Source organism: Mesorhizobium amorphae, assembly GCF_014843845.1.
Classification (GTDB): Bacteria; Pseudomonadota; Alphaproteobacteria; order Rhizobiales; family Rhizobiaceae; genus Mesorhizobium; species Mesorhizobium amorphae_A.
In genome coordinates this window covers 22086-36900 of sequence record NZ_JHQS01000001.1, presented here as the reverse complement: position 1 = coordinate 36900, position 14815 = coordinate 22086, and the positions used below count along the sequence as shown (strand labels likewise).

Genomic DNA, 14815 nt, shown 5'->3' with positions numbered 1-14815 from the left:
TTGCTCGCAAAGGTTCCCACCTGTTCGACCCGGTAGGCTTTCATATGATGCTAGCCCGGTTCTTCCCCCGCCAACCGTGGGCCATGGTAATGAACTACGGCGTCGAGGATCGTTTCATAGACGCTACCCGTGCCCGTCTCTTCCACGATTTCTGCGCCCTCAATTCCCTGCCGGTGAGCATCAGCAAACAGCTTGTCGGTCGCCTTGCCCGCCGAGATGACGTCGTCGGCGCCGGCGAGGTCGGGCAGGTTGTCGGCAAGCCACCGTTCCAAGAACTCTCTTCCGCGAGTGGTCATAACCGTTAATTTGGAATCGACCGCCAGGTTCCCGCCGAAACGCGAGATTGCAGCCGCTTGAAGGAATTCGGGGTTGGTGTTTATTTGTTACCTTTGGACAAACGGCGATGGCTAAGCCTCCTTTCGATGTAGACGTCTTCCTGCACACCGTGGACAGTGGCAGGACCGTGGCGACGTATCGCGAAAATGAGAAGGTCTTTTCACAAGGCGATCCAGCTGACTCGGTTTTCTATATCCAAGAGGGCAAGGTCAAAATCTCCGTCGTGTCCGAGCAGGGCAAGGAGGCGGTCATCGCGCTCCTTGGGAATGGAGACTTCTTTGGAGAAGGCTGCCTGACCGGGCAGCCGCTGCGGTTGGCAACGGTGGCGGCAATCACAGACAGCGTCGTCATGCGGCTTGACAAGGCTTCGATCATGCGCGTGCTCCAAGTCGAGCCGAAGTTCTCAGCGATGTTCATGGCATTCCTCCTAGCGAGGAACGCGCGCGTCGAAGAAGACCTGGTCGACCAGCTTTTCAATTCGAGTGAAAAACGTTTGGCGAGAGTGCTCCTGCTGATGGCGAACTTCGGCGCCGAGGGAAAGCCGCAGCCCGTCCTCGCGAAGGTAAGCCAGGAGACTCTCGCGGAGATGGTCGGCACTACCAGGTCGCGCGTGAGCACTTTCATGAACAAATTCCGCAGGCTAGGATTCATCCACTACAATGGAGACTTGGTGGTCCATAACTCCTTGCTGAATGTGGTCCTGCATGACAACCCACATCTCAGGAGGCAGGACGACTGACCTGTTCAATACGGAACAGCCACGTCGGCTGGATCCTGCTATCGCTCATAATGGCCTCCGGGGAGCGTTGCGACCTGGGTTGCTGAACTCCGGATGCCACCGTGTGCCGTAGAAGGTGGTGGGCTCAGGTGCTCCCGCCTTTTGACGTGGAGACCGAAATGGCAGAACACCATCCAGAGTGCAGGGTATCGGCGTTCGATTTCGATATTCTTCGTAGCGCCTTCAAAAAATCCGTCAGCGAAGAGAGAATCCCCGAAGATCGTTGGCGTGGTCACGCCATGACCCTGGTGCGCGAGTTGACTGGCCTTGACGATGTTGACCCAGACGTACTTGACCTGATGATGAGACAAGTAAATGGGCAATGCAAAAACGGCTTCGCAATCGCGGAGCCTGAGTCTCAAAATGAACCCTACGATCCTGCCTTGTTCGCCGAGAAGCACGGCCTGCCGCTAAAGTCGGCGGAGATTATCGTTGATGCCAACGGACCTTCCAGACGGGCATGCGACGCCGCTGCACGCGCGTTTCTGGATGCCGTCGCCACTCGAAACAAACACCGGCCGTAACGGGCGGCATCCCAAATTGTTGCCGCAGTGGTCGACCGTTTGCGTCGGCCATTTCAATCCGCCTCGCGGAAATCCTGCAGCGAGGCATGGCGAAGGACTTCCTCGCCCCGTAGGTGCTTCACACGGCCGATCAGCCCCGGCTTGACCCATTGCGTCACCGACCTCTTCATGCCCTTCGGCGCCGTGCCAGCGTGCTCCTGCACGCGCTCCCAGAGACGCTCGCGCATTTCCCGGTTCAAGGTGATGAACGCGGAGCCGACACAGCGGCCGGTGCCGCGCTCGGCCATCAGGGCAAAGGCGGGCTTGCCGGCTTCGCGCTCGACGCCGAGCAATTCGTATTCTCGGGAGGTTTCTCGACCAAGGTTGGCATCAGCGGAGGAATGAACGACAACCGGACCCCGCCGGCACGCTTAGGCATAGGAACGCCCGCAAGATTGAATTTGATTCAATATCGCAGGGTCGTTCCGTTAGCTGTGGCTGAATTAACCAATCGTAGACCGCGCTGTCCTATTCTGAGACAGCGCGGTCAAATACTACCCCTGGCTGCGCAGGCGGCTCCGGCTAAAATCCAGCCCCCAAGCCGGTCGGAGCCGCCACTCTGCCAATATACCAGCAATGGTTGAATCAACGGTTACCACACGTGCTTTCCAGTGCGCTGTGCCGATCGTTCAACTTTGATGGAACCGCCACAAGGAAGCCCCGCCAGCGCGCGTTCTGATCGAGACGCGCCTTGCGCCTCCTGGCACGTTCCTGTGGGCGCAAGCTGCCCGCCTGGCGGCGGCTGGTGCCAAAGTGGCGTGACAAGCCGGACGCCTATATGCTTCGGCGGAATGTAGGGGAGCCACAATGGCCTACACTGTCATCTGGTATGGAAGACAGGGCATCGTCGACAAGATGACTTTCGACGCCGAGAAGGTCGCAAAAGACTATGCAATCTCCATGTTCCAGACTCGAAAGGGCGACGATGGGATTGTGTCCGTTGAAGTTCGCAAGGACGACGGCGCTGTCGTCTTCAGCCACGCGGAGAATTAGGAAGGCCCGCGTCTTGGCGGCAGCTGCGATGCGCACAAGCCATTTGGCGGCCTCTTCGCGGAGGGCCTTGCCCTGTTTCTGCTGGTCGCGTGTTCGCTTGTTGCAAACCCCGAAAACATAAGCCGCTTGAAAATGCGAAGGGAAAAAGCCCGCTGCCTTGGGGGGGGTGGGCTGTTGGGGCGGCAGCGGGCTTCGTTGCTAGGCAACATCGAGACCATGAGCCGGCGCTAATGCGGAAGACCTTAACGGAACCCGGACAATTTTACCGATCGGCCCGTCGCCTGTGGATACTGGGCAAACGCTGTGTGGCGACCGTCTATTGCCGCTTGGTGCCGTAGCTCGGTTGCCGGGCCGCCTGAAGGCAGTAAGCTGAATGAAAAACCTCGCCGCTCCATTCGCGAAGCGGCGAGGCCCCCAACCGCCCCAATTGCCGGGCCCCAACACCCGGCGCTTCTGACACTGCAATTCTGGTGCCAGCGGCAAATGATCCATTGTGGGTCGGGTCACCGCGCGTTGGTTGTTGTCGTTCCGTGACGAGCCTCACCAGCGCGCGCTTCGGCCGGCCGCTGTCCTTCAGCAGGGAAGCGCCCGCGCGTCCTGGCGCGTCCTGTGGCTGTTCTTAGGCTATAAAATGCGCCGGCAAGCCCGCGCCCCTAATTGTGGTTGTCCAACAAAAGGGCAAGCTTTCTGGCTGCGGCGCTTTGTACAATCAGTTCCTCCAAACCATTGTCGCCGACGCGCGATTTGTTGACGTGACGCCTGATTACACGGAGCGCTTCAGATATCGAAACTGCGGTGGTCTTCGCGTGACCATCCAGATATCGGCCGACTTCAATCACGGCATCTGCATCGACGTCGAATGGCAATTCTCGCATGGCACCCTCCCGCGGCACCCGAACTTGCTCCCGAATTGTCGCACTGAAACGAAGAAACACAGCATCATCAATAAGGCGGAAGCCGGCGCCTCGCCTGCCCGCCTTCGCATGGAACCGAGTCTGGGTCACCGGCTTATATTAGCTAGCGTGAACATAACAAGATTCAAAAAGGAGGATGCGAAATGGCTGACGACAAACGCAAGCGCGACTTCCGTGACCGAGATCGCGTGGCCGGAGACGAAGAATATGAGGTCGGCTATTTCGCCAGCAAATTCGGCCTCACGGTCCCCGAGGTTCGCGAACTCATCAAGAAGCACGGCAACAATCGTGAGACGCTGGAGCGTGAAGCTGAACAGCTAGGCAAGAGGTAGGCGGCCATGGTGCGTTATCATGTCGACGAGCTTTATGGCGAAGAGGTCGTCAGTTCGCTGGATACGGATGCGTATGATGCTCTCGCCGCTGTCGAAGCGGTAACCGGAAAGGTGGTCTATCCAAGGGCAGTGCAGCAGCGGCACTGGTTCCGGGTGATCGACGAAGCCGGAAGCATTCACGAATTCAGTCTGGACGAAAATCTTCAGATCGTCGACTTCGCAAAATGACCAAGCTTTCAGACCTCGGGCCGCCGATCGGCGGCAGGCGACATAGCGAGCCCGTCAAGCACAACGGAATAGCCAGGTGCAATCTTGCAACCTCATGAGCACCCGAGGCCTCGAGTTCATATACAAATGGATTTCCGAGCATATGCCGGACGGACCGATTGATGACCCTGGCTTGCTGGTGATCGATATGGCTGACCAGGTCATGCGGGCTGCCGATGCCGAAGGCATCGCAATTCAGGAGATCGATGAAGAGATTGGCAGCGTCTATGAAGCGATCATCCACGCAGTCGAACATCGTGAAGGCGGTCTCGCGGGGTGAAACCGCCAACCGACGGATGCCTCGGGCGCGACTGCGGGCACCAGATCGTCGACCACTTGATTGTGCGAGCAACGCGGCCTCTCCGCACCGACGAGCCGCATTTACAAAATTTCTCTAATTTAGGAATGACTTATGGAACTTTGAGGCGCTCGTTTCATTTCAAACGCATGCGAGATTCTGTGGTCCAAGGCATCAGAATGGGGGTGAATGCTCCGTCGATGCCGCGCTACTCGCTGGTCCTGCCGATATACAATGAAGAACAGGTGCTGCCTCGACTGGTCGAGCGGATCAGGTCGCTGATTTACCAGTTAGACGGAGAGACCGAGGCGATTTTCGTTGATGACGGAAGCCGGGATGGCAGCGTCAGTTACCTTCGGCGTGTTGTCGCCGGCGAGCCTCGTTTCCGGCTGATCGAGCTTTCCCGCAATTTCGGGCACCAGATCGCGATCACAGCCGGCATGGACGCCGCGGAGGGGGATGCCGTTATCGTCATGGATGCCGACCTTCAAGACCCACCCGAGGTGGTTCTCGATTTGGTAGCGAAGTGGAAGGAAGGTTTCGAGATTGTCTATGCCCGCCGCGTCAAGCGCGAGGGCGAAACCTGGTTCAAGCGCTTCACGGCAAGTCTGTTCTATCGCCTGCTCGAGAAGATGACGTCAGTCGACATCCCGCGCGACGTCGGTGATTTCCGCCTGGTCGGACGCAAAGCGCTGGAAACTTTTAGGCAGATGCCCGAACAAGATCGCTTCGTGAGGGGCATGTTCGGCTGGATGGGCTTCAAGCAAACCGCGGTGCCTTTCGAACGCCCAGCGCGGACCCTTGGCCAGACCAAATACCCGTTCTGGAAGATGGTGCACCTTGCCGTGCACGGCATCGTCAGCTTCTCGGAGCAACCGCTTCGTCTGGCGCTCTGGGGCGGCTTGTCCATTTCGACGCTTGCCGTAGTCTTTGGCGCTTATGCCATTTTCGCCTGGATCTTCGAAACCGGCATTATTGCCGGCTGGACTTCCACCGTGGTGATCGTGTCGCTCCTGTGCGGTATCAATCTTTTCATGACCGGCGTGGTCGGACTCTATGTCGGCAGCATTCACGCCGAGGTCAAACGCCGCCCCCTTTACGTGATTGATCGCCTCACCGGCTTCGACGAAGCGATGCGTGCCGCCCCTGGTGAGGGCCGCCGATCATTTCGCAAACCCCGGAATGGGATCTCGGCCAATGTCCGAACTCTTCGACAGTTATAGATTGAATTATGGCGAGGCGGTCCAAGGTTCAATCGGGTTTTCCGGCCTCAAGCACGACTTCTTTCTAATGGCGAAGGCCGACCTGCTGCGACGCGTTGTTGTCGAGCGAGAGCTTCGTCACGGCGGCTCGGGTGTGCGGGCGCTAGACGTCGGCTGCGGCGTCGGTTCGCTCCATCCCTATCTCGAAGGCGCTTTCGACTGCCTGGATGGCTGCGATATCTCGCAAGAATCGATCCTGCGTGCCAGCCAGGACAATCCACACGTCTCCTACAGGGCCTGCAACACGCCGAACTTGCCATATGACCATGGCGCGTTCGATATGGCTTTCGCCAGTTGCGTCGTCCATCATGTTCCACCCGCCTCATGGCTCGAATTCCTTCGGGAGATGCGGCGCGTCGTGCGGCCGGGCGGCGTCGCCTGCATCATTGAGCACAATCCCTATAATCCGCTGACGCGTCTCGCGGTGTTTCGGTGTCCATTCGACCAGGACGCGGTCCTGCTCAGCGCAGCCCAAACAGCATCCCTCTTTCAAGAAGCAGGCTTCAGGAACATCCGATCCGAGCACTTCCTGCTGTTGCCGTCAGCCAGGCCGTTCGCCAGAAAAGTCGAGCGCGCGCTCGCGTCCCTGCCGCTGGGAGCACAATATGCGTGTAGTGCGCTTGTCTGAGCATCGGCCTGTTCGTGGCGGCGCCCTGAGGCTTTTGGCGCGCTTCGGCTTGGTCGGCATCGCCGCCACAATCCTGTATGCTGCATTGGTTGCCATTCTCACCAAATCGGAACGGATCGGCTTCACGCCCATCCAGGCCTCGCTTGCTGCATACGCCGCGGCCACTCTGTTCTCGTATTTGGCTCACAAATCCGTAACGTTCGTGTCGGGCGGACCGCATCAATCTGAGGCTCCGCGTTTTCTTGTGTTGGCGGCGACAGGCTTGGCCATCGCCTACGGGGCGCCAGCGCTGTTGACGGTGAAGCTGGGCCTGCCCCTCATCGTCCCTGTGGTGGTTACCTGCTTGCTCGTCCCGGCGGTCAATTTCTTCGTGCTCGACCGGTGGGTCTTTGCCGAGAGCAGGCTTGGTCGGCACGGCAATCGCTCCGCTTGATTATTATCTAGGCGGCGTCGAGCCGGAACGATACCAACTTGATGGACCGCTTGTAGATGTTGCTGGCGGCCGCGCTTGGCGGAATCCCATCGAGATAGTCGAAGGCCATGTCGAGCGCCTTCGCGTTCGCAAAGGCCGCGTGCGGAATGACGAACGAGACCGTCGTCGGTTCTTTGCCAGACAATGTCACCTTATGTATCGGAATGCCGTTCACCGAGATCAGAACCCTTTGTGACATCTGCGGCGGACGAATGACGGCGGCCATTTGTAGTGTTGCTGTAAGGCCGTCGCGTAGCGGCGGTATCTCCAAGCGAAGCCGCGAGGTCTCGCCCAGCGAATGGGTGCCGTCGGCGACCGGCCCCGACCAGCCACAGACTATCATTCCGGCTGCCAGTTTGGCGCCGTCGGACCGGAAGGATACTCTCTGGCCAACTGTGTAGCTGCCGAGGGCATCTCTGTTGAGGCATGTCGTCGTCCGGTCGATGTAATAGGCACGATAGTCGGCGTTGACGTCCGGATGGAGAGCCAGCGCGAGGATCACGATTTCGGACACGGCCAGAACCGCCGCGACCATGTAGCCGCCAAACGAGCCAGCACGTCGATAGGGGGCCAGGGTGTCAGACCAGGGCAAGGTAGCCTCCAATCCATGCCACCGTCATGAAATAGCAAGCGCTCAGGAACAGAACCAAAGCGGCGAGCCAAGTCAGTTTCGACGCCGACAACAGGATGGCCGTCAAGACAATCAGAGGCGCAAGCCCAACGACGTATCTGACCATGGAGGCCAGGTTGGTGATCAGTGGCAGGATGATGCAGACCGCACAGAAGAGCCCGGCGCCATATTGCCCGCGAACCGCCAGAACGACTGACAGCGCCAGTCCGGTGAGCGCCGCGAGTGCGCTCCATTGCGGCGCGGTAGGCAGCCATCCGGTAGTCGGAACAGCAGAGAGGCCATCCCAGAGAAAGAGGAGCGGATTGCCCGCCACACGTCCAAACGCGCGTTGGACATGCAAGAATGCAAAGCCATCCCCGACAGTGAGATACAAAAACAGGATGTAGGCGAACAAACCGGCAGGCGAGATCAAGATGGCCACGAGCAAATCGGGTCGGCCGAGCAGCCAGAGTGGGAAGGAAAGCGTCGTGCCATCCTGTGCGCGATGCTGCTGGAACATTTGAATGGCGGTCGCAAAAACGACAAGGACCCCAACGAGCCTCGTTGCCGACAGGAGCGCGGATAAGATGCCCGCGACCAAGTAGTTGGTGCGTTTGAGGGCCAGAAAAACGCACGAAGTCAGGAGAACAAAAAGGGGTTCAGTAAGGAACGTAGTGAAATGGAAGGAGAATGGGCCGCTAAGCAGAAAGGCGCAATAAAGCACATAGGCCCGCATATTCTTCTCGAGCAGCGGCCATGCTATCAGACACGCGGCGTAACTGCAGGCAATCGAGGTAATCGTTGCCACCAGTATTGTAGGAAAAGGGAAAACCGTCCGGATCCCCGCTACCAGCATGGGATACAATGGGAAGAAGCCCCATCGTCCGACATTGCTCTGATTTGGAATGGGAAAGCTCTCATATCCGCGTTCGGAAATATCCACATACCAGTGGCAATCCCATCGACAGAGCGCGCGAGCATAAGACTCGAAGCCTGGTTCTGCCGTCACCGAAGCAAAAGCGGCATAGCGAATGGCAATCCCACTGATCGCGAACAGGAGCGGCACAGCCACCACGGCTGGCGCCTCTAGGATCGACCGCCTGTCGTGGGAAATCTCGAAATGCTTCGCTTGGTCCGTCACCGAAGACGCATGGCCGGTGCCTTTGATGACGGTGGCGAGATTGTTCGTCCTACCTTTGCCCATCTCTAAGCCGGATGCGCTTGCATTCCCTGTCGGATCCTGATCGACGGTGGCCGATGCCTCGAGCCTTTCAAGAGTCTGGAGTGGACGGCGAAATCGTCAAGTAGAACATTAGCGATTTCTAACGGTTGGGGGTCGGGATGAGTGCAGCGATGGGCGCTCGTTGAATCTCGCGTCTATTTCTGCGCTTCTGAGGCCCCAACACGCCCATTGTGCCCGGTGCGGGACTGGATCTAGCTCACACATCTCGCCAAAACCAACCTCCAGCCGTTGCTGCGAACACTGCAGGCCTCCGGTAGGTATATGTCAAAGTTAAATGCAGATGGTCGGCGCTTGGTGCTAGACAACGCTCGGCGGGGGGCGCTCCAAGGAGCAGAACGCCCATGGAAATACGAGACCTGCTTGGCAAATTGTCAGCTGCGCTGCTGCGCCGGCGTGCGGCTACTTCACCAGCGCCGCCCCTCAGGCCGATACGCACTTCCCTCGTCGACATCCCGCTAAGGCCTCGCCAACTGTCCGCGCACAGACCACGGCCCCCGAGCCGACCGGCTAGCAATATGTAGCTCGCAAGCAAATCTCGCTCGGAGCTATCGGGCAGGCTTCCAACAAGGAAATGAACCAGACATGTCCATAGCCAAATCCTCTGCAATGCCCAAATTCAAGCCGCTTCCGACAAGGAATCCCATCGTGGTTTTGGTCGCCGCTCTTCTCTTGCTGGCGCCGTTCGTCGGATTGCTGTGGCGAACAAGAGAATGGTTTGGGTGGTGAAACCCCATGACCCAGGTTCTCCCTATAGCGATCAAATTTGCAGACGGCGGCACGATGGTGGTTTCATCCATCTCCGATGCCAAAAAAAGCGCTTGGCGGTCGGTGGAAGAATAAGGAAGCGGCAGGTTATCGCGCGGCCGTGCGGTTGGTGAACGACGCAATGAATGGGATTTGCCGCCCTGCGGTAGCTTTTGCCACCTTCAAAAAGGCCGCAACGGAACAAGGGCTGCTCAAACCGGCAAAGCCAAGCGCTGCGTTGGAAATGCTTGACGAGCTATGGTCCCGGCTGAAACCTTAATATTGGAGACGAGGTGACGTTGAGTGCCACCATCCTGAAATTGCTTCAGAGTGGTCGAGCGAGCGTTAGAATTCCCAGGTCGGCGCTGGGAAGCTCTTCCTCCAATGTCGTGGTCTTGCCGAAGCCGACGATCTCGAAGCGGAAGTTGGGCATGGGGCACCTCCTGCTTCCAAGCGATGTCCAGGCAGAGCGTTCCTTAGGAACGCTCTGACCTCCAGCCCGTTAGGTCTCCAACAACGAGGAGATTCATACATGGCTACCAAACAAGGCAAGAAGGACAACCGCCTCTCTGACAAGGAGGCAATGCATTTAGCGGAAATCACAGACGTTTCGCCTCAGCAGGCTAAGGATCTTGCTGAAAAGCACGGCAAGGCCAAAGCCGAGAAGGAAGCCAAGAACTTCAAGGCGGAGGGCTGACGTGGCGACAAGGATCGACACAGATCGAGACGCTAGAGCCAAATAGCCCAAGAGATAATAGACTTGGAGCGCAAGGCGCGCGAAGCTAAGACGGCCCGTTTGCGCGAGGCGCGGATAGCTCAGGAAGCCGCAAATCCGCAACCTGCGGGAGAGCCGGATGCGAAACCCAAAGCGCCAAGGCCACCTGTGAATAAGAAGCTTCGCACAGGTGCCTGACGCGGGCATTGGCCTCGCAATCCCGCAACCACGGCTAACCGACGGCTTTTCAACCTTGCGCCGATGATCAGCGGAGGTGCGCCGCGCCACGCGCTGCGCCTCCACCGGCGGGTGGCTTATGGCGCGTTCACGGGCGCAGGACGACAATCTGCGCCGGTTCTATCCTTCCTTAAGTTCAACACTGACCTGGCCGTCCGCCGCCACCGTGCAGGCGATGGTCGCCGAGCGTGGCTCGACGCCACCTTTGCGCAGGTAGTCGATCTCGACGAACAGCGTTGCAATCCGCACACCGCCAGCGCGTTGAAGCACCGGCTCGGTCAGGCTGGTCTCGACGGCAACCGGATTGTATTGCGCGGCCCATTCTGCGATTGCCGAATTGCAGCGGTTGACGGTCGACCGGTCGGCCGGCGAAATACCGTGGCTGACCGGCATCACCAGTTGCCGTTCATCCAATTGCGGTAAGTCGGCCGCGGAGGCCAGACCGGGGAGAAAAAGCATGGCGGCGGTGAGCATCCTGATAGTGTGCATGGCTTGCGGTCTCCTTCCCTAGAGCGCGACAGGGCATTCTCGCTTGTCCGCCTATCAAGATTCAGGACTCGTTTGTTGATTGCACCTTGCCGAGACCCATTCGGCCGATGAGGCATTGGTTAGCGAAATCCGCCGGCACGTTCACGATCAGCATCAACTACGGCCCAGGCTTCGGTCGGCTCCTGCACGACCACGAATTATCATATTAGATAATACTAATGGAGCAATTCGCAAGGAGTAGCCGTCCCGTCGGATGGTGCTTTGTGCCGCCGTCGCCAGACTTGCTGATTCTCAGCCTGCGGACCCCGGCATGATACGTTGTTCGGGGCGGCTTTCGCGGTCGGTGTCGCGGCACAGGCGGCTTCAGCGGGCGCCGATCGTGTATTGATAAAAGTGCGAGCCTAACGAAGCCACATCACTACCAAACAATATACCGGTCTATTGTGCTCCAATGCCGACCAACCGGTGAGACGACATAGGCTGGTAAAATAGGTGTTTGATGACGCGAGGCGGCTGCGGTGTTCCGTGTTTGCAGCCGGGACCGATATGCAGCACCCGGATATCCAGGCGGCGATAGACAAGAATGCGAAACTGATCAGGCGCTGAAAATCAGCGGAACGCCGGGCTTCGTCGTCGACGACCAGATTTTCCCGGGCGCAACCGACCTTGCAATCATGAAGAAATTGATCGAGCAGGCGCGAGTCCTTCAGAAATGAGGCCTGCGTTCCGGCATGGTGATTGCCGTAGCGGGTGCTGCCCTATATTATTGGCGTGCCGGTCGTCGATGCTATGCCTTCCGGGGCCGGCAGGGAGGAACAGCCATGTTACGTTCAATTTCGCTTGCGCTTTTCTTGTCGGTCATCCCAGCAGCCGCCTTTGCGAATTCATGCCCGACCATCATGGCCGCGATTGATGCGGCGTTGCCGACCGCGACCCTTGCGGAGGCCGACATGACCAAGGTCAAAGAACTGCGTGCCCAAGGCGAAAAATTGCATGCCGCCGGCGATCATGCAGGATCAGAGGCTGCGCTCAACGAAGCCAAGAAGATGCTCGGCATTTAGTCACGACGACGCGCCTTCACGTGGCACTGCGTCACCGTGGAAGACATCGTGGTGATGTAGACAGATCCTGGTTTGCTCGTTGCGGTTGGTGTCGCAGCGGTTCTGGCTTGCCTGCCGTAGCGGCCTGGTCGGCTCTTGCGACCGGCGCACTGGCACTTGAAGGCGCGCTTGCCGCAGTCGATTGCACGGTCGAGGATACTATCATTCGCCACAGCCCATGCGTTGATCCTCGGCAGCGTCCGCCATGTGATGAGCGGAGAGCCCGGTCCTGCGCTGATCTATCATGACGCCGCCTACGGATCGCCGTAAACGCCTGTCAGTTCTCCTGCTTGTCGTGGCAGTGATCCCAAGCGTTCGACACCACAACGCGTTGGTGACGCTGCGCGGCGCAAGGACCGACCGCAGCTGCTCTTGGTAATGCGCTATTCGATGCAACCTGGGTGAGGTTCCGCCGCATCCCGTTCACACCGAAGCGGATCCTCGCGGGTCTAAAGCATGACTTGTGATCGCTCTGTTTGCTTTGTCCGCGCTCACAAAAGGCCAATTCGATGTTTCTGGGAATCCATCACGTCGCAATCATCTGCAGTGACTACCAGGTCTCGAAGCAGTTCTACACGAACAAGCTCGATTTCGTGGTTGTCGACGAAAATTGGCGCGCCGAAAGGCAATCTTGGAAGTGCGACCTGCGCCATGGACCTGTGCAGATCGAGTTGTTCAGTTTTCCAGCACCACCGAGCCGGCCTACCAGGCCTGAGGCATGCGGATTGCGACACCTAGCATTCTCGGTCGACTCGGTTGAGGCGACCGCCCGGTTACTTCGGGCGCGAGGGGTTGAAGTTGAGCCTATCCGGATGGACCCCCACACAGGACGTTCGTTTACTTTCATTGCGGACCCTGACGGACTCCCCATTGAGCTTTACGAGGGTGGCTCCTGATAGTCGGGGGATTGCGACGAGAAAGAACAAGCTCCCAGCAACTCGATGGGAGTTTCCAACCCCAACCGGCCAAGCAGATTCCAGGCTCATTCAGATACGCTAACACTTCACCCCGGCGATCCGAGCCCGCTCGGCGGAACAGCTGCCCCCCTCGCGCGTTATTGCATTAGGAGTGTCTAATATGAGATTCGTGGTCGTGCAGGAGCCGACCGACACTTGGGCCGTAATTGACACCATCGTGGACGTGCCGGCGGATTTCGCTAACCAATGCCTCATCGGTTTGACGCGCGATGGCGCTGAATGGTTCGCGGCAAGGTGCAATCAACAAATGTCGCGAAGCGTTCTGCGCAATCAGGACACGCCGCGGCGCGTTGTCTCTATGGATATTCCTGAAACGGTTCGTCGACAGGCCACATGATGACCGAAGAAGCGCTGGCGGCTGTTTTGGCAGTGAGGAACAAGGAAGCCCAGATCCTGGGTGTGTTCGATAGCACCAACAAAACCGATGCCGCTCTTGACGTCCGCCGTCTGGGCGAGGCCGTCCAGTTTGTCGCCAACGCTCCGATCTTGGGCTACGATGTCCGTGCCGCAATGGTCGTATATGGCAACCTGGGGACTCCAACTCTTCGAGCCAGAGATTGCGAGCAGCTGTGGGCCAAATACGGAAAGGCCCTGCTCGCGTGTTAATGAGATCAGATCTTGGACGGTCACCGCCAAATGACCTTGTCGGCTGCCGGAATGCGCGCTGCAAACACGCGAGCGACAACTTGCCAGGCATTCCGCGTATTGGGCTACTGAGGCCGCTCGTCGCCTGCGTTCGCCATTTCGTCCTTGAAGCTAACTTTCGTGTTTTTCTGCACCATGGAAGCGAGGTCCTCGGCATCCCAGTTGGTCAGCCTGATGCAGCCATGCGAGAAGGTCGCGCCGATCTTGCCGGGTTCGGGCGTGCCGTGAATGCCGTAACTTTCGATGGAGAGATCGACCCAGACCGATCCCACCGGATTGTTCGGTCCGGCCGCAATGGTGAACGGCCGCTTGGCCTTGACCCCCTTGAAAGCGAAGTCGGGATCGTAGTGATAGGTGGGATTGCGCACCACGCGTCTGATCTCCGCCTCGCCATTCGGCGCCGGCTTCTCGTCGCTGCCGATGGAAGCCGGGAAGACTGCGAGCCATTTTCCCGAGGGATCAAGCACGCGCACAAGGCGTGCGCCCGTGTCGACCTCGACGCCGGCAACGGCAGTAGGAGGATCGCCCCGACCAACATCCGGCACAAGCAACTTCGTGCCGACCTTCTTAAAGCGGGTGCCCGGATTGAGCCGTCTGAGCAATTGTTCGCTGACATGGAAGCGTTCCGCCAGCTTCTCCATCGCGTTGTGATAGCCGAGCCGCGGCAGGCGGGCCATCCTCTCCAGGCGCGCCGGAATACGCTTGGTAAAAGGTCCGCGCACATCTTTGCGCGTCAGCTCATAGGTGACCAGGACCGGGCTGCCGGACGTTGCCATCAGCTTGTCCCAGGTCTCCAGAGTAAGCTTGCCATCGGATGGGAAACCGTTCGCCGCCTGAAAGGCCCGGACCGCTTTGGTGAAGTTCTCTGAAACGCGCCCGTCGATCAGGCCCGGCGAGAAGCGGGCGCGATCCAAAAGAATCTCTGCCTTCAGGAGGGCCGGGCTGAAGCCTTTCGGTTCTCCGGCGGCGAATTGGGCCTGATTGACGGTGGCTAGGTCCAGCTTGGCCGCCTCGGTCCCGGCGGAGGCGAGGACGAGCGCCGCGGCGATGAACAGAACGAGCCTAAGCATCGATGTGACTCCACGGGAACCTGCTTCTATGACGCGGCAGGGTCCTATCTGGTTCCGTCCCTGGCAGCTGCAGGACAGAACCGACCAGGGTGGCATTCCCGATCCCAGGGCTGACTGAAATACGAGGGTTGTCTATCAGTTC

The 14815-nt window shown here is 58.8% G+C and carries 23 protein-coding genes; 16 read left to right on the top strand and 7 right to left on the bottom strand.

Annotated elements, in window-relative coordinates; all coding sequences use genetic code 11:
* The 3 genes from DH08_RS37020 to DH08_RS35925 form a co-directional block, all read left to right on the top strand.
* A partial coding sequence (locus tag DH08_RS37020; RefSeq protein ID WP_345892317.1) for a hypothetical protein occupies nt 1-305 on the top strand: 305 nt, incomplete at its 5' end.
* Nucleotides 306-403: 98 nt separating this feature from the next.
* A complete protein-coding gene (locus DH08_RS00225) occupies nt 404-1075 on the top strand; it encodes a Crp/Fnr family transcriptional regulator (RefSeq protein ID WP_192177338.1) in 672 nt (223 codons plus the stop codon).
* A gap of 158 nt (nt 1076-1233) precedes the next feature.
* Nucleotides 1234-1638: a hypothetical protein gene (locus DH08_RS35925; RefSeq protein WP_246800621.1), complete on the top strand. Its 405-nt coding sequence runs from the start codon at nt 1234-1236 to the stop codon at nt 1636-1638.
* 53 nt (nt 1639-1691) lie between these two features.
* Here the strand turns inward: DH08_RS35925 and DH08_RS00215 are convergent, their stop codons facing one another.
* Entirely contained in the window at nt 1692-1970 is a 279-nt protein-coding gene (locus tag DH08_RS00215) for a hypothetical protein (protein WP_246800620.1), read from the bottom strand.
* Between the two features lie 514 nt (nt 1971-2484).
* Between DH08_RS00215 and DH08_RS00210 the strand changes: the two genes are divergently transcribed.
* Nucleotides 2485-2670, top strand: coding sequence for a hypothetical protein (locus tag DH08_RS00210; protein WP_192177337.1), 186 nt, complete (start codon nt 2485-2487; stop codon nt 2668-2670).
* 653 nt (nt 2671-3323) lie between these two features.
* On the opposite strand, the gene DH08_RS00205 is transcribed toward DH08_RS00210, so the two are convergent.
* The gene (locus tag DH08_RS00205) at nt 3324-3545 is read right to left on the bottom strand and encodes a hypothetical protein (protein WP_192177336.1); all 222 of its coding nucleotides are present in this window, start codon (nt 3543-3545) and stop codon (nt 3324-3326) included.
* Between the two features lie 182 nt (nt 3546-3727).
* Between DH08_RS00205 and DH08_RS00200 the strand changes: the two genes are divergently transcribed.
* The 6 genes from DH08_RS00200 (at nt 3728) to DH08_RS00175 (ending at nt 6804) form a co-directional block, all read left to right on the top strand.
* Complete coding sequence (locus DH08_RS00200) at nt 3728-3916, top strand: DUF3606 domain-containing protein (protein ID WP_192177335.1); 189 nt, start codon at nt 3728-3730, stop codon at nt 3914-3916.
* A gap of 6 nt (nt 3917-3922) precedes the next feature.
* Complete coding sequence (locus DH08_RS00195; protein WP_192177334.1) at nt 3923-4144, top strand: hypothetical protein; 222 nt, start codon at nt 3923-3925, stop codon at nt 4142-4144.
* A gap of 142 nt (nt 4145-4286) precedes the next feature.
* Nucleotides 4287-4463: a hypothetical protein gene (locus tag DH08_RS00190; protein ID WP_246800619.1), complete on the top strand. Its 177-nt coding sequence runs from the start codon at nt 4287-4289 to the stop codon at nt 4461-4463.
* 197 nt (nt 4464-4660) lie between these two features.
* Nucleotides 4661-5704: a glycosyltransferase family 2 protein gene (locus tag DH08_RS00185; RefSeq protein ID WP_192177332.1), complete on the top strand. Its 1044-nt coding sequence runs from the start codon at nt 4661-4663 to the stop codon at nt 5702-5704.
* Nucleotides 5679-6371: a class I SAM-dependent methyltransferase gene (locus DH08_RS00180; RefSeq protein ID WP_192177331.1), complete on the top strand. Its 693-nt coding sequence runs from the start codon at nt 5679-5681 to the stop codon at nt 6369-6371. Before DH08_RS00185 ends, DH08_RS00180 begins: the two co-directional genes overlap by 26 nt.
* Nucleotides 6349-6804, top strand: coding sequence for a GtrA family protein (locus DH08_RS00175; protein ID WP_192177330.1), 456 nt, complete (start codon nt 6349-6351; stop codon nt 6802-6804). The genes DH08_RS00180 and DH08_RS00175 overlap by 23 nt, the downstream gene beginning before the upstream one ends.
* Nucleotides 6805-6811: 7 nt before the next feature.
* Here DH08_RS00175 and DH08_RS00170 read toward each other — a convergent pair whose 3' ends face one another.
* The 3 genes from DH08_RS00170 to DH08_RS00160 form a co-directional block, all read right to left on the bottom strand.
* Complete coding sequence (locus DH08_RS00170) at nt 6812-7435, bottom strand: hypothetical protein (RefSeq protein WP_192177329.1); 624 nt, start codon at nt 7433-7435, stop codon at nt 6812-6814.
* Nucleotides 7422-8657, bottom strand: coding sequence for a hypothetical protein (locus DH08_RS00165; RefSeq protein WP_246800617.1), 1236 nt, complete (start codon nt 8655-8657; stop codon nt 7422-7424). Before DH08_RS00165 ends, DH08_RS00170 begins: the two co-directional genes overlap by 14 nt.
* Nucleotides 8658-9241: 584 nt before the next feature.
* Nucleotides 9242-9493: a hypothetical protein gene (locus tag DH08_RS00160; protein ID WP_192177346.1), complete on the bottom strand. Its 252-nt coding sequence runs from the start codon at nt 9491-9493 to the stop codon at nt 9242-9244.
* 5 nt (nt 9494-9498) lie between these two features.
* On the opposite strand from DH08_RS00160, the gene DH08_RS00155 reads away from it, so the two are divergent.
* Nucleotides 9499-9720 (top strand): DUF982 domain-containing protein, encoded by a 222-nt coding sequence (locus DH08_RS00155; RefSeq protein ID WP_246800616.1) that lies wholly within the window; start codon nt 9499-9501, stop codon nt 9718-9720.
* A 252-nt stretch (nt 9721-9972) separates the two neighbouring features.
* Nucleotides 9973-10137, top strand: coding sequence for a hypothetical protein (locus DH08_RS00150; RefSeq protein WP_167481014.1), 165 nt, complete (start codon nt 9973-9975; stop codon nt 10135-10137).
* A 375-nt stretch (nt 10138-10512) separates the two neighbouring features.
* Here DH08_RS00150 and DH08_RS00145 read toward each other — a convergent pair whose 3' ends face one another.
* The gene (locus DH08_RS00145) at nt 10513-10866 is read right to left on the bottom strand and encodes a hypothetical protein (RefSeq protein WP_246800615.1); all 354 of its coding nucleotides are present in this window, start codon (nt 10864-10866) and stop codon (nt 10513-10515) included.
* 836 nt (nt 10867-11702) lie between these two features.
* Here DH08_RS00145 and DH08_RS00140 point away from each other — a divergent pair.
* From DH08_RS00140 to DH08_RS00125, 4 genes are all read left to right on the top strand, one after another.
* Nucleotides 11703-11942: a hypothetical protein gene (locus tag DH08_RS00140; RefSeq protein WP_120018912.1), complete on the top strand. Its 240-nt coding sequence runs from the start codon at nt 11703-11705 to the stop codon at nt 11940-11942.
* 548 nt (nt 11943-12490) lie between these two features.
* Complete coding sequence (gene gloA2 / locus DH08_RS00135; RefSeq protein WP_192177327.1) at nt 12491-12877, top strand: SMU1112c/YaeR family gloxylase I-like metalloprotein; 387 nt, start codon at nt 12491-12493, stop codon at nt 12875-12877.
* 181 nt (nt 12878-13058) lie between these two features.
* A complete protein-coding gene (locus DH08_RS00130) occupies nt 13059-13295 on the top strand; it encodes a hypothetical protein (RefSeq protein WP_192177326.1) in 237 nt (78 codons plus the stop codon).
* Nucleotides 13292-13564 carry a hypothetical protein gene (locus DH08_RS00125; protein WP_192177325.1) on the top strand — a complete coding sequence of 91 codons (273 nt, stop codon included), beginning with the start codon at nt 13292-13294 and terminating at the stop codon, nt 13562-13564. The genes DH08_RS00130 and DH08_RS00125 overlap by 4 nt, the downstream gene beginning before the upstream one ends.
* A 104-nt stretch (nt 13565-13668) precedes the next feature.
* On the opposite strand, the gene DH08_RS00120 is transcribed toward DH08_RS00125, so the two are convergent.
* A complete protein-coding gene (locus DH08_RS00120) occupies nt 13669-14673 on the bottom strand; it encodes a L,D-transpeptidase family protein (protein ID WP_192177324.1) in 1005 nt (334 codons plus the stop codon).
* Nucleotides 14674-14815 lie beyond the last annotated feature (142 nt).